Source organism: Leclercia sp. GHBNCSD (assembly GCF_055805075.1).
Genome location: NZ_JBQVYO010000001.1, coordinates 3,482,446 through 3,496,629 on the forward strand (window position 1 = coordinate 3,482,446; position 14,184 = coordinate 3,496,629).

Below are 14,184 nucleotides of genomic sequence, written 5' to 3' on the forward strand. Positions count from 1 at the left end.
ATAATGAAAACGCTGCTGATTATTGACTCTGCACTCGGACAGGCGCGCGCCTATATGGCGAAAACCCTGCTCGGTTCGGCGGGACATAAAGCACACCTTGATTTCATCGACAACCCGGGCGATGCCGAACTGGTTATCGTTCTCGGCGACAAAATCCCCGCCGACAGTTCGCTGAACGGCAAAAAAGTGTGGCTGGGCGATATCAACCGCGCCGTTGCACACCCGGAACTGTTCCTGAGCGAAGCGAAAGGCCATGCGGCACTCTATACCGCACCTGTCGCAGCGGCGGAGACGGCTGTTGCTGCGGGTCCGAAACGCGTGGTGGCGGTTACCGCCTGCCCAACCGGCGTAGCGCACACCTTTATGGCGGCTGAAGCTATTGAAACTGAAGCCAAAAAACGCGGCTGGTGGGTAAAAGTTGAAACCCGCGGCTCCGTGGGCGCAGGTAATGCGATCACCCCGGAAGAGGTGGCGGCTGCGGATCTGGTGATTGTGGCGGCAGATATCGAAGTGGATCTGGCGAAGTTTGCCGGTAAGCCGATGTACCGCACCTCCACCGGTCTGGCGCTGAAGAAAACCGCGCAAGAGCTGGATAAAGCCCAGGCCGAAGCGAAACCGTTCCAGCCTGCCGGCAACACCGCGGCTGCGGCTTCTGAAGGCAAAAAAGAGTCCGCTGGCGCGTATCGTCACCTGCTGACGGGCGTCTCCTATATGCTGCCGATGGTGGTGGCGGGCGGTCTCTGTATCGCGCTCTCCTTCGCCTTTGGTATCGAAGCCTTTAAAGAGCCGGGTACCCTGGCGGCGGCGCTGATGCAGATTGGCGGCGGCTCGGCGTTCGCGCTGATGGTGCCGGTCCTGGCGGGTTACATTGCGTTCTCTATTGCTGACCGTCCGGGTCTGACTCCAGGTCTGATCGGCGGTATGCTGGCTGTGAGCACCGGCTCTGGCTTTATCGGCGGGATCATCGCGGGCTTCCTCGCAGGCTACATGGCGAAGCTGATTAGCTCGAAGCTGAAACTGCCGCAGAGTATGGAAGCCCTGAAACCGATCCTGATCATTCCGCTGATCTCCAGCCTGGTGGTTGGCCTGGCGATGATCTACCTGATCGGTAAACCGGTTGCGGGTATCCTCGAAGGCCTGACCCACTGGCTGCAAACCATGGGCACTGCCAATGCGGTCCTGCTGGGTGCAATCCTCGGTGCGATGATGTGTACCGATATGGGTGGTCCGGTGAACAAAGCATCTTACGCCTTCGGTGTCGGCCTGCTGAGTACCCAGACCTATGCGCCAATGGCTGCCATTATGGCGGCGGGTATGGTGCCGCCGCTGGCGCTGGGCCTGGCGACTATCGTTGCCCGTCGTAAGTTCGACAAGGCGCAGCAGGAAGGTGGTAAAGCGGCGCTGGTACTGGGCCTGTGCTTTATCACTGAAGGGGCGATTCCGTTCGCTGCCCGTGACCCGATGCGCGTGCTGCCATGCTGTATCGTCGGTGGCGCGGTGACCGGCGCTATCTCTATGGCGATTGGCGCGAAACTGATGGCGCCGCACGGCGGTCTGTTTGTTCTGCTGATCCCGGGCGCCATTACGCCAGTGCTGGGTTACCTGTTTGCGATTATCGCCGGTACCCTGGTAGCGGGCCTCTCTTACGCGGTGCTGAAACGCCCGGAAGCTGAAGCGGTTGCTGCAAAAGCAGCATAATCTTTCTTCATCCGAAAAGGGCAGAGGCGACTCTGCCCTTTTTTTGCCTTTTATCGTGCTGCTGTTCGCAGTTTTTTGTAGACAGCAAAACGCTCTCTACAAAAAATTGTGATTCTGTTCATAACCATTTCACACCCTTTTTGCCACCGCTTTACTTTACCCTTCCTGCGCATACTATAAACACATGTTCATCTATAAACATGTGCTCTAATAGAATTAAAAGTCACTCACTCGCTTAATTATCATTGCGATGGCCGGCGTGCCAGAGGATGTTCTATGCGTGAAAAGGATTATATTGCTGTTATTGGTTCTGCGAATATGGATGTTGCGGGGTATTCACACGCCTCGCTTAATTATGCGGACTCTAACCCAGGGAAAATTAAATTTACCCCCGGCGGCGTTGGGCGGAATATTGCGCAAAACCTTGCGCTGTTGGGAAAAAATGTCTGGCTACTTTCCGCGGTCGGCGATGACTTTTACGGTCAGTCGCTGCTATCACAAACCCAGGCCGCTGGCGTACAGGTGGAAAAATGTCAGGTGATCGCGGGCGAAGGCACCTCCAGTTATTTATCCTTGCTGGATAATACCGGCGAAATGCTGGTAGCCATTAATGATATGGCTATTTCTGACTACATCAATCCGGACTATCTGGCCCACCACCTGGCCTTTCTGCGTGCGGCAAACGCGGTAGTGGTGGACTGCAATCTCAGTGAATCTGCGCTGGGCTGGATATTTGAAAATGCAGGCCAGGCACCGGTATTCGTTGACCCCGTCTCGGCCTGGAAATGCAACAAAGTGCGCGACTGGCTGGGCCATATCCACACGCTGAAGCCCAACCGGATTGAAGCCGAAACCCTGAGCGGCATCCCGCTCTCCTGCGCGGCGGATGCCCCGAAAGTCGCGGCCTGGTTTCACCAGCACGGCCTGTTCCGGCTGGTATTAAGCATGGGCGGCGACGGCGTTTATTACAGCGAGAAAGGGGGCGAAAGCGGCTGGTCAGCCCCGTTTAAAACCCGGCTTGTCAATGTCACCGGCGCGGGGGACGCGATGATGGCGGGGCTCGCCTTCTGCTGGCTGGAAGGAGCCACATTTGCCTATTCCGTTCGTTTTGCCCAGGGCTGCTCGTCGCTGGCGCTCGCTTCCGTATATACCAATAACCCCGACTTATCGGCTGAAAATGTTAACGCATTAATGGAGAGAGAACATGTCTGAATTAAAATTATCTGCTGAGTTCCTGCAAATTTCTCCTGAGGTTCAGGACGCTTTAAATAATAACAAGCCGGTTGTGGCCCTTGAATCCACCATTATTTCTCACGGCATGCCTTTCCCGCAAAATGCCCAGACGGCGCTGGAAGTTGAAGATGCGATCCGCCAGCAGGGGGTTATTCCCGCCACTATCGCCATTATTCGTGGCGTAATGAAAGTGGGGCTCAGCAAAGAAGAAATTGAACTGTTAGGCCGTGAAGGCCATGCGGTGACCAAAGTCAGCCGCCGGGATTTACCTTTTGTGGTTGCCGCAGGAATTAATGGCGCGACCACGGTTGCCTCCACCATGATTATTGCGGCAATGGCCGGGATTAAGGTCTTTGCTACCGGCGGAATTGGCGGTGTACACCGCGGTGCGGAACACACATTTGATATTTCTGCCGATTTACAGGAGCTGGCGAAAACCAATGTCGCCGTGGTTTGCGCCGGGGCGAAATCTATTCTCGACCTCGGGTTAACCACCGAATATCTGGAAACCAACGGTGTACCGTTAATTGGCTATCAGACCCAGTCCCTGCCTGCCTTTTTCTGTCGCACCAGCCCGTTTGAGGTCAGCATCCGTCTCGACAGCGCTGAAGCCATCGCGCGCGCAATGGCGGTGAAATGGCAGACCGGCCTTAACGGCGGCCTGGTGGTGGCGAATCCTATCCCGGAACAGTTTGCGATGCCTGAAGAGACCATCAACGCCGCGATCGATCAGGCGGTGAAAGAAGCGGAAGAGCAGGGTGTGACCGGCAAAGCCAGCACGCCGTTCCTGCTGGCCCGCGTGGCGGAATTAACCGGTGGCGACAGCCTGAAATCCAATATCCAGCTGGTCTTTAACAACGCCCGTCTGGCCTGCGACATCGCGAAAGCGTACCAGCGCATCGCGTAATCTTTTCACAGGCAGTTTGCCGTCGCCTGTCTTCACAGTGGAATCACGGATACCCGGCCAGTCGCCGGGTTTTCAGGTAAGGAAATCATTATGGATGTAATGAGAAGTCTGCTGGGTATGGCGGTGCTGTTAGCAATAGCCTTCCTCCTGTCGGTCAATAAACGCCGTATCAGTCTGCGTACCGTTGGCGCCGCTTTCATTTTGCAGGTGGCAATTGGCGGCATCATGCTCTATTTCCCGCCAGGAAAATGGCTGGTTGAACAGGCCGCGATAGGGGTGAGCAAGGTAATGTCCTACAGCGATGCCGGTAGTGCTTTTATCTTTGGCGCGCTGGTTGGCCCCAAAATGGATACGCTGTTTGACGGTGCCGGGTTCGTCTTTGCCTTCAGGGTGCTGCCCGCCATCATCTTTGTCACCGCGCTGATAAGCCTGCTCTACTACATCGGGGTGATGGGGCTGCTGATCCGTATTCTGGGCTCCATTTTCCAGAAAGCGTTGCGTATCAGTAAAATTGAATCCTTCGTGGCGGTGACCACCATCTTCCTCGGCCAGAACGAGATCCCGGCGATCGTGAAACCCTTCGTCGATAAGCTGAACCGCAATGAGCTGTTTACCGCTATTTGTAGCGGGATGGCGTCCATTGCCGGTTCGATGCTGATTGGCTACGCCGGGATGGGGGTGCCGATTGATTACCTGCTCGCCGCCTCGTTAATGGCCATTCCTGGCGGGATTTTGTTTGCCCGTCTGCTGAGCCCGGCCACAGAGGCGTCACAGGTCACCTTCGATAACCTGTCGTTCAGCGACACGCCGCCGAAAAGCATTATCGAAGCCGCGGCGACCGGGGCGATGACCGGGTTAAAAATCGCCGCCGGGGTTGCGACGGTGGTAATGGCCTTTGTGGCGATCATCGCCCTGCTGAACGGTATGCTGGGCGGCATTGGCGGCTGGTTGGGTATTGAAAGCCTGAGCCTTGAGGGGCTGTTTGGCTATGCCCTGGCACCGCTGGCGTGGCTCATGGGGGTCGAATGGCAGGATGCCACGCTCGCAGGCAGCCTGATTGGGCAGAAGCTGGCGATTAACGAATTTGTCGCCTATCTCAACTTCTCGCCATATCTGCAAACCGCCGGTCAGCTGGATGTGAAGACCATCGCCATCATCTCTTTTGCTCTGTGCGGCTTTGCCAACTTCGGCTCGATTGGCGTGGTGGTGGGCGCCTTTTCTGCGGTATCGCCCCAGCGCGCCCCGGAGATTGCCCAGTTGGGCGTGCGGGCGCTGGTGGCGGCCACGCTCTCTAACCTGATGAGCGCCACCATTGCGGGCTTCTTTATTGGTCTGGCAGGCTAGTGACGCAGGCCGGGTAGGGCAACTACCCGGCCTGTTTACGGCTGGCTCTCCAGCAGCGACAGGACGTTATCTACCGACAGCGTCGGGTTATTGATGCTTTCACTGGCGCGGGAGAGCGCCGCGCAGGCACTCGCGAACCGGGCACTTTCCGTAAAATCGCTCCCGTCGAGGAAGCCATAAATCAACCCCGCCATAAAGGCGTCATCGGCACCAAAGCGGTCAACCACCGGGTGGGTGAGCGGCGATAGCAGAAGCGGCTCCGCGCCTTGTTCGCTGCAGAGCACCGAATCATCTTCCAGACAGACCACAATCCGCTGCACCCCTTTCTCATGCAGGGCGGCGAGGGCACTCGTGCGATCCTCGCACTCCGCCAGGATCTGCAGCTCCTTCAGCGTCGGCTTCAGGGTATGGATGCGCGACAGCCAGGGTTTGATCCTGTCGGCTTTAAATTCTGAAACCGTGTCGACAAACACCGGCACATCCCCGGCGAGGGTAAAGACCCACTCCAGCGCTTCCGTAGTGAGGTTACAGTCGGCCAGCACGACGCCCGCATGGGCCAGCAGTTCCCGGGAGTGATTCAGCAGCTGCGGCGTCAGCCCCTGCAGGATATGGGTATCATTGATCGCCAGCACAGTGTCGTCCTGCGGACTGGCAATCGACAGATAGGTTGCGGTGCTTTGTCCGTGCAGGCGGATGGTGCTCTGCACGTTAACGCCCGCCTGGCGGGTCTGCTCCAGCAGGGTTTCGCCATAAAAATCGCTGCCCACGGCAGAGATCAGGTGCACCTCGCGCCCCAGCAGCGCGAGGTTGTGGGCGATGTTACGCGCCACGCCGCCCGCCGCGCACTGAATGGCTCCCGGCTGGGAGGAGGGTTCAGGAAAACGAATATCGGCCACCCCGCGAATATCCATATTGATGGCGCCGAGCGCCACGCAATAATCCTGTTCGGTCAGGATATAGCCTTTGCCCTTGATCGCTCCTTTGCGCATCAGGTCCATAATGTGCGCAGCGACGCGGGAGCGGCTGATATCGAGGATCTGGGCGATCTCATGCTGCTGAATAAGGGGGTTGCGCCGCAGGATCTTCAGGATCTGCTTTTCCCTTTCGTTCATCATTCTGCGGTCGCCTCGGCATGCTGTTGCGCTTTCAGCCAGGCGATCTCCTCGGCCCAGATATCCGGGTTGATGGTTTCCAGCACCAGCGGAATGTTGTCGAAACGCGGATCCTGCATGATAAAGCGGAACGCATCATGGCCGATGTTGCCTTCACCCAGGCTGTGGTGACGGTCAACGCGGCTGCCAAAGGTGCTTTTCGCGTCGTTGAGGTGCATACCGCGCAGGTACTCAAAGCCCACGACGCGCTCGAACTCGGCGAAGGTTTTTGCACACGCTTCCGCGCTGCGCAGGTCGTAACCGGCGGCAAAGGCGTGGCAGGTATCGATGCAGACGCCGATGCGGGATTTATCCTCCACGGCATCGATGATGGCGGCCAGATGCTCAAAGCGGAAACCGAGGTTGCTGCCCTGTCCGGCGGTATTTTCAATCACCGCCGTCACCCCCTGGGTCTGTGCCAGCACGATGTTGATCGACTCGGCGATCCGCGCCAGACAAGCATCTTCGTCGATCTGCGACAGATGGCTGCCGGGATGGAAGTTCAGCAGCGTCAGGCCGAGCTGCTCGCAGCGCTGAACCTCATCAAGGAAGGCCGCGCGGGATTTATCCAGCGCCTCCTGTACCGGGTGACCGAGGTTAATCAGGAAACTGTCGTGGGGCAGGATCTGGCCGGGGGAGAAATGGTATTTTTCGCAGGCCGCTTTGAACTCATCAATCACCTGAGTCGTTAACGGCGCGGCGCGCCACTGGCGCTGATTTTTGGTGAACAGGGCGAAGGCGGTCGCCTCGATTTCGGCGGCGCGAATAGCGGCATTTGCCAGACCGCCGGCAGCGCTGACGTGCGCTCCAACATATTTCATAAAGGGACTCCTGTTAACCCGCAAACGCATATGATAGCGGGTTAACAGGATAAGGCTACAGCGGTTTATGCCATCAGGCTATGCACCGCCAGGTTAATGGCGCCCCCGCCGACAATCAGCCAGACAAAGAGCAGCAGCGCCATCAGCAGCGGTTTCGCTCCGGCTTTTTTCAGGGCGCTGACGTGGGTGGTTAAGCCCAGCGCCGCCATCGCCATTGCCAGCAGGATGGTATCCAGCGTCACCAGCATATCCACGACCGCTTTGGGCAGCAGATGGAACGAGTTAAACACCGCGACCACAATAAACAGAATGGCGAACCAGGGGATGGTGATTTTGCTCTTCTCACCGTTGCCCGCTGGCGCAAGCTGTTTCACTCTTGCGGCCAGGATCAGCAGGAACGGGGCCAGCATCATCACCCGCAGCATTTTGGCGATCACCGCGGCATTTTCTGCGTCCGGGCTGATGGCGTGACCCGCCGCGACCACCTGGGCGACTTCATGCATCGTCGAGCCGATGTAGATGCCGTAGTTTTCCGGGCTAAACCAGTGGGCTACCAGCGGATACATGGCCGGATAGAGGAAGATCGCCAGCGTACCGAAGATCACCACCGTCGCCACCGCCACGGTCACCTTGCTGGACTCGGCCTTTACCACCGGCTCGGTGGCCAGCACCGCCGCGGCGCCGCAGATGCTGCTGCCTGCACCAATCAGCCAGCTGGTCTGTTTGTCGAGCCCGAACACCTTCTGGCCGATAAAGCAGGCCAGTAAAAAGGTGCTCGAGAGGGTTAAGATATCAATCGCAATACCGCTTACTCCGACGTCGGCAATCTGCGCGAAGGTAAGACGAAAGCCATACAGGATGATCCCGAGTCGCAGCAGGTGCTGCTTGGCGAAGATGACGCCGCTGTCGCACGGCTTGTAAATCTTCGGATAAACCGTATTACCGACCACCATCCCCAGCAGGATAGCCAGGGTCAGGGCGCTGAATCCGGCGCCTGCAACCGCCGGGATGCTGCCGCCCCATAATGCGACACCGGTGACCAGCGCGCTGAGCGCCAGGCCCGGGATGTAGTGCCACACGGTACGATGATGCTGTAGGGTGAGTGTTGTCATAACCGTCTCCTTTTCTCTGGCTAAAAGGTTACGGCGCGCTGGCTTAAAAATAAAATTGATTATATATTTATAATTAATCTTTATAAGTGGTAAGCAGGGTGCTTACCCTACCGGATAGCGACTATGCACATTACCTTACGCCAGCTTGAAGTCTTCGCCGAAGTGCTGAAAAGCGGATCGACTACGCAGGCCTCTCAGATGCTGGCACTCTCTCAGTCCGCCGTCAGCGCCGCGTTAACCGATCTTGAAGGTCAGCTGGGGGTTCAGCTCTTTGACCGGGTAGGGAAGCGGCTGGTGGTGAACGAGCATGGACGTTTGCTCTACCCGCGCGCGCTGGCTCTGCTGGAGCAAACGGTCGAAATCGAACAGCTCTTTCGCGAGGATAACGGCGCCATTCGTGTCTACGCCAGCAGCACCATTGGCAACTATATCCTGCCTGAAGTGATTGCCCGCTATCGCCGGGATTTCCCGACCCTGCCGCTGGAGATGAGCGTTGGCAACAGCCAGGATGTGATCACCGCGGTGATCGATTTTCGGGTGGATATTGGCCTTATCGAAGGGCCATGCCACAACGCCGACATTATTGCTGAGCCCTGGCTGGAGGATGAGCTGGTGGTCTTCGCCTCGCCGGCCTCTTCTTTATTACAGCAGGAGGTGACCCTGGAGCGGCTGGCTCAGGCGCCGTGGATTTTACGCGAGCAGGGCTCAGGCACGCGTGAGATCGTCGATTATCTGCTGCTCTCCCATCTGCCGCAGTTCCATATGGGCATGGAGCTCGGCAATTCAGAGGCCATCAAACATGCGGTGCGCCACGGTCTTGGCATCAGCTGCCTGTCGCGGCGGGTGATTGCCGAACAGCTGGAGAGCGGAACGCTGGTGGAGATCCCCGTGCCGTTGCCTAATAAGCTGGTGCGCACCCTGTGGCGCATCCATCACCGCCAGAAGCACCTCTCTAATTCCCTCCAGCGTTTTCTGCGTTACTGCGAAATGTAATCCTGCCCGGCGGCGTTTTGTCCGCCGGTAGTCATTACTCGCATCAATACTATTCTCTGCTTTACTTATAATCCTGGACCGGTCATGAAGCTCTCTTATAACAGGGCATTTGTGCCGGAAGAGCCGGCGATCGTCTGCTACAATCGCGCCTCATTTTTTGAATGGACAGCATTTTCACATGGTTTCCGAAACTAAAACCACAGAAGCGCCCGCGCTACGTCGCGAACTCAAGGCGCGTCACCTGACGATGATCGCCATTGGCGGCTCTATCGGTACAGGCCTTTTTGTTGCCTCTGGCGCGACGATTTCAGCAGCGGGTCCTGGCGGCGCGCTCTTTTCCTATATCCTGATCGGTCTGATGGTCTACTTCCTGATGACCAGCCTGGGTGAACTGGCGGCGTACATGCCGGTATCCGGTTCTTTTTCTACCTACGGCCAGAAATACGTTGAAGAAGGCTTTGGCTTCGCGCTGGGCTGGAACTACTGGTACAACTGGGCGGTGACCATCGCCGTGGACCTGGTGGCGGCACAGCTGGTCATGACATGGTGGTTCCCGGACACGCCGGGCTGGATCTGGAGCGCGCTCTTCCTGGCGGTGATCTTCCTGCTCAATTACATCTCCGTGCGCGGCTTTGGTGAGGCCGAATACTGGTTCTCCCTGATCAAAGTGGCGACCGTGATCATCTTTATTATCGTCGGCCTGGCGATGATCGTCGGTATCTTCCAGGGCAGCGAGCCTGCGGGCTGGAGCAACTGGACGGTTGGCGATGCACCCTTTGCGGGGGGATTATCGGCGATGATTGGCGTGGCGATGATTGTCGGCTTCTCCTTCCAGGGGACGGAGCTTATCGGCATTGCCGCCGGTGAATCCGAAAACCCGGAGAAGAACATCCCGCGCGCGGTGCGTCAGGTCTTCTGGCGTATCCTGCTGTTCTATGTGTTCGCCATCCTGATTATCAGCCTGATCATTCCATATACCGATCCGAGCCTGCTGCGTAACGATGTGAAAGATATCAGCGTCAGCCCGTTCACCCTGGTGTTCCAGCATGCCGGTCTGCTCTCTGCGGCAGCGGTTATGAACGCGGTGATCCTGACGGCGGTGCTGTCGGCGGGTAATTCCGGGATGTATGCCTCTACCCGTATGCTCTACTCTCTGGCCTGCGATGGCAAAGCGCCGCGTATTTTCGCGAAGCTCTCCCGGGGCGGTGTGCCGCGCAACGCGCTCTATGCCACCACCGTGATTGCCTGCCTGTGCTTCCTGACCTCGATGTTCGGCAACCAGACCGTCTACCTGTGGCTGCTGAATACCTCCGGGATGACGGGCTTCATCGCCTGGCTGGGCATCGCCATCAGCCATTACCGTTTCCGTCGCGGCTACGTGAAGCAGGGTTACGATATTAACAACCTGCCATACCGCTCCGGCTTCTTCCCGCTGGGTCCGATCTTCGCCTTTGTGCTCTGTCTGATCATCACCCTCGGCCAGAACTACGAAGCCTTCCTGGCCGACACCATCGACTGGGGCGGCGTTGCGGCCACCTATATCGGTATCCCGCTGTTCCTGATCATCTGGTTTGGCTACAAGCTGGCGAAGGGAACGAAGTTTGTGCGCTACAGCGAAATGGAATTCCCGAATAGCTTTAAAAAATAAGCGTACCGCCTCTCTCTAACCCGCTCAGCCGAGCGGGTTTTTTATTTCTCCACAGTATGCTCTCTTGACATAACTTTTAACAATTGAATTGATAATAGTTATCGTTTGCTTTATCATTAGCAAAGTAATCAAAAGGATGAAGGAGTCAACTTTCTAGCCCTGGTCAGGGGAGGGGTTGCGGCCACACCTGCAAAGAATTACCAGACCGACCCGCCCAAAGAAGCGGGCGGCATGCAATGCAATGTGAGCAGTACATATTTGATTTTGCTGTGTTTACCTCATGGAGAAATGGAATGTTTAGGTTGAATCCCTTCGTTCGGGGAGGGCTGTGCGCGTCTGCTCTTTCCCTGGCGCTGCCGGTTGCGGCGGTGGAATCTGGCGACACGATGGTCGTTACCGCCTCGGCCAACGAGCAAAACCTGAAGGATGCCCCCGCCAGTATCAGCGTCATCACCCAGCAGGATCTGCAGCGTAAGCCGGTGCAGAACCTGAAAGATGTGTTACAGGACGTGCCGGGCGTACAGTTAACCAACGAAGGGGACAACCGCAAGGGGGTCAGTATCCGCGGGCTGGACAGCAGCTATACGCTGATCCTGATCGACGGCAAACGCGTCAACTCGCGCAATGCCGTGTTCCGCCATAACGACTTTGATCTCAACTGGGTTCCGGTGGATGCCATCGAGCGCATCGAAGTGGTGCGCGGGCCGATGTCCTCCCTCTACGGCTCCGATGCCCTGGGCGGCGTGGTCAATATCATCACCAAAAAGATCGGCCAGAAATGGACCGGCACCCTCACTGCCGACACCACTATTCAGGAACATCGCGATCGCGGCGACACCTACGGCGGGCAGTTCTATACCAGCGGCCCGCTGGTGGATGGCCTCCTCGGCCTGAAAGCCTTCGGCAGCGTCTCCCAGCGTGATAAAGACGATCCGCAGTCCTCTTCCACCAGCGCCACGGGCGAAACCCCGCGTATCGAAGGCTTCACCAGCCGTGATGCCAACGTGGAATTTGCCTGGACCCCGAACGAAAACCACGATTTCACCGCCGGGTATGGTTTTGACCGTCAGGATCGGGATTCCGACTCGCTGGATAAAAACCGCCTGGAGCGCCAGAACTACTCCCTGAGCCACAATGGCCGCTGGGGGCTGGGCAACAGCGAGCTAAAATTCTACGGCGAGAAGGTGGATAACAAAAACCCGGGCAATGCCAACCCGATTACGTCCGAAAGCAACTCCATTGACGGCAAATATGTTCTGCCGCTGGGGGAGATTAACCAGCTGCTGACCTTCGGCGGAGAGTGGCGTCACGACAAGCTGAAAGATCCGGTCAACCTTACCGGCGGCAGCAGCAGCAATACCTCGGCCAGCCAGTATGCGCTGTTCCTGGAAGATGAATGGCGGATCTTCGAACCGCTGGCCCTGACCACCGGCGTACGCATGGATGACCATGAAACCTACGGCGATCACTGGAGCCCGCGTGCTTACCTGGTTTATAACGCCACCGATACCGTAACGGTAAAAGGCGGCTGGGCAACGGCATTCAAAGCGCCGTCGCTGTTGCAGCTGAGTCCGGACTGGACCACCGGCTCCTGCCGCGGTGCCTGTGAAATTGTCGGTAGCCCGGATCTGAAACCAGAGACCAGCGAAAGTTTCGAGCTGGGGCTGTATTACAGCGGGGAAGAGGGATGGTTAGAGGGCGTTCAGGGGAGCATCACCGCTTTCCAGAACGACGTTGATGACCGGATCAGCATCAGCCGTACCGCCAGCGTTAGCCAGGCGCAGAGCTACCCTAACTATGTCGGGCTGAACGGTGACGGTGAGCCGGTATTCCGCTACTACAACGTCAATAAGGCGCGTATCCGCGGCCTGGAGACGGAGATTAAGTTCCCCATTGCCGAAGACTGGCGAATGACGCTGAATTACACCTATAACGACGGGCGTGATATCAGCAACGGCGGCAACAAGCCGCTCTCCGAGCTGCCGTTCCATACCGCAAACGGCACGCTGGACTGGCAGGCGACCCAGGCGTGGTCCTTCTACGTGCAGGGGAATTACACGGGTGAGAAACGCGCGATTACCGAGGGCGCGGCAACGCCGGGTGGCTATGTGGTGTGGAACACGGGTGGTGCATGGCAGGCAACCAAAAACGTTAAGCTGCGTGCGGGCGTCATGAACCTGCTGGATAAAGATCTCAGCCGCGACGACTACACCTATACCGAAGAGGGACGCCGTTACTTTATGGCGGTGGATTACCAGTTCTGATGGTTGAAATGCCGGGCGGCGCTGCGCTTGCCCGGCCTAAGGGCTGGTGTGGGTTTTGTAGGCCCGGTAAGCGAAGCGCCACCGGGCATGAGGCTGGCACTTACTTCAACAGCTGCTGCGCATGGAAGCGCAGATGATCTTCAATAAACGACGCAATGAAATAATAGCTGTGATCGTACCCCGGCTGGATACGTAACGTCAGCGGCCAGGCTTTTTGCCGTGCCGCTTCCGCCAGTACGGCTGGCTGGAGCTGGGTCGCCAGGAACTGATCGGCATCGCCCTGATCGATAAGCGTCGGGATCGCCTGTTCCGGCTGGCTGTTCAGCATCAGAGCGCAGCTGTCCCACGCCTGCCAGTTTGCAGCATCCTCACCCAGATAGTGGCTAAAGGCTTTCTGCCCCCACGGCACTTGCGTCGGGTTGACGATTGGCGCAAACGCCGAGACGCTGACATATTTACCCGGGTTTTTCAGCGCCATCACCAACGCACCGTGACCGCCCATCGAATGGCCGCTGATGGCACAGCGATCGGCTACCGCAAACTCCGCCTGGATCAGCGCCGGCAGCTCGTCGCGCAGATAATCATACATCCGGTAATGACGCGCCCACGGCTGCTGGGTGGCGTTCAGGTAGAACCCGGCGCCTTTGCCCAGGTCATACCCGGCATCGTCCGCCACGTCGTCACCGCGCGGGCTGGTATCCGGCATCACCAGGGCGATCCCCAGTTCGGCCGCCACGCGCTGGGCGCCCGCTTTGGTGGTGAAGTTCTCATCATTGCAGGTCAGGCCGGAGAGCCAGTAAAGCACCGGCGGTTTCGCCCCGTCGGTCGCCGGAGGAAGAAAAATGCTGAACGTCATCGCGCAGTTCAGCACCGTGGAGTCGTGACGCCAGCGCTGCTGTCGACCTTCAAAACAGTGGTGCTCTTCGAGCAGTTCCATGCAGGGCTCCTTCAGGAAGGTGAGATCGGGATTGAAAGCCATAATACAGATTATTCAGTAACGTGTGAGCAACTTT

The 14,184-nt window shown here is 57.7% G+C and carries 11 protein-coding genes; 7 read left to right on the top strand and 4 right to left on the bottom strand.

What is annotated here, in order from left to right; translation table 11 throughout:
* The first annotated feature begins 3 nt into the window (after positions 1–3).
* The 4 genes from fruA (at position 4) to ACT3IC_RS16660 (ending at position 5,182) form a co-directional block, all read left to right on the top strand.
* Positions 4–1,698: a PTS fructose transporter subunit IIBC gene (fruA, locus tag ACT3IC_RS16645; RefSeq protein WP_263950405.1), complete on the top strand. Its 1,695-nt coding sequence runs from the start codon at positions 4–6 to the stop codon at positions 1,696–1,698.
* 276 nt (positions 1,699–1,974) lie between these two features.
* Positions 1,975–2,910: a pseudouridine kinase gene (locus tag ACT3IC_RS16650; protein ID WP_473478226.1), complete on the top strand. Its 936-nt coding sequence runs from the start codon at positions 1,975–1,977 to the stop codon at positions 2,908–2,910.
* Positions 2,903–3,838, top strand: coding sequence for a pseudouridine-5'-phosphate glycosidase (locus tag ACT3IC_RS16655; protein ID WP_180210013.1), 936 nt, complete (start codon positions 2,903–2,905; stop codon positions 3,836–3,838). Before ACT3IC_RS16650 ends, ACT3IC_RS16655 begins: the two co-directional genes overlap by 8 nt.
* 90 nt (positions 3,839–3,928) lie before the next feature.
* Entirely contained in the window at positions 3,929–5,182 is a 1,254-nt protein-coding gene (locus ACT3IC_RS16660) for a NupC/NupG family nucleoside CNT transporter (protein WP_180210012.1), read from the top strand.
* Positions 5,183–5,217: 35 nt separating this feature from the next.
* Here the strand turns inward: ACT3IC_RS16660 and ACT3IC_RS16665 are convergent, their stop codons facing one another.
* The 3 genes from ACT3IC_RS16665 to ACT3IC_RS16675 form a co-directional block, all read right to left on the bottom strand.
* The gene (locus ACT3IC_RS16665; RefSeq protein ID WP_103181112.1) at positions 5,218–6,294 is read right to left on the bottom strand and encodes a sugar kinase; all 1,077 of its coding nucleotides are present in this window, start codon (positions 6,292–6,294) and stop codon (positions 5,218–5,220) included.
* The gene (nfo, locus tag ACT3IC_RS16670; RefSeq protein WP_156654905.1) at positions 6,294–7,154 is read right to left on the bottom strand and encodes a deoxyribonuclease IV; all 861 of its coding nucleotides are present in this window, start codon (positions 7,152–7,154) and stop codon (positions 6,294–6,296) included. The genes ACT3IC_RS16665 and nfo overlap by 1 nt, the downstream gene beginning before the upstream one ends.
* A 65-nt stretch (positions 7,155–7,219) precedes the next feature.
* On the bottom strand, positions 7,220–8,266 hold the full coding sequence (locus ACT3IC_RS16675; protein ID WP_156654903.1) for a YeiH family protein: 1,047 nt from the start codon (positions 8,264–8,266) through the stop codon (positions 7,220–7,222).
* Positions 8,267–8,389: 123 nt separating this feature from the next.
* On the opposite strand from ACT3IC_RS16675, the gene yieE reads away from it, so the two are divergent.
* The 3 genes from yieE (at position 8,390) to cirA (ending at position 13,171) form a co-directional block, all read left to right on the top strand.
* Complete coding sequence (gene yieE / locus ACT3IC_RS16680; protein WP_103180339.1) at positions 8,390–9,259, top strand: DNA-binding transcriptional regulator YeiE; 870 nt, start codon at positions 8,390–8,392, stop codon at positions 9,257–9,259.
* A gap of 178 nt (positions 9,260–9,437) precedes the next feature.
* The gene (locus tag ACT3IC_RS16685; protein ID WP_103180338.1) at positions 9,438–10,907 is read left to right on the top strand and encodes an amino acid permease; all 1,470 of its coding nucleotides are present in this window, start codon (positions 9,438–9,440) and stop codon (positions 10,905–10,907) included.
* Positions 10,908–11,200: 293 nt separating this feature from the next.
* Positions 11,201–13,171, top strand: coding sequence for a catecholate siderophore receptor CirA (gene cirA / locus ACT3IC_RS16690; RefSeq protein WP_473478229.1), 1,971 nt, complete (start codon positions 11,201–11,203; stop codon positions 13,169–13,171).
* A gap of 100 nt (positions 13,172–13,271) precedes the next feature.
* Here the strand turns inward: cirA and fghA are convergent, their stop codons facing one another.
* Positions 13,272–14,108, bottom strand: a complete 837-nt coding sequence (fghA, locus tag ACT3IC_RS16695) for an S-formylglutathione hydrolase (RefSeq protein WP_156654899.1) — start codon at positions 14,106–14,108, stop codon at positions 13,272–13,274.
* Positions 14,109–14,184 lie beyond the last annotated feature (76 nt).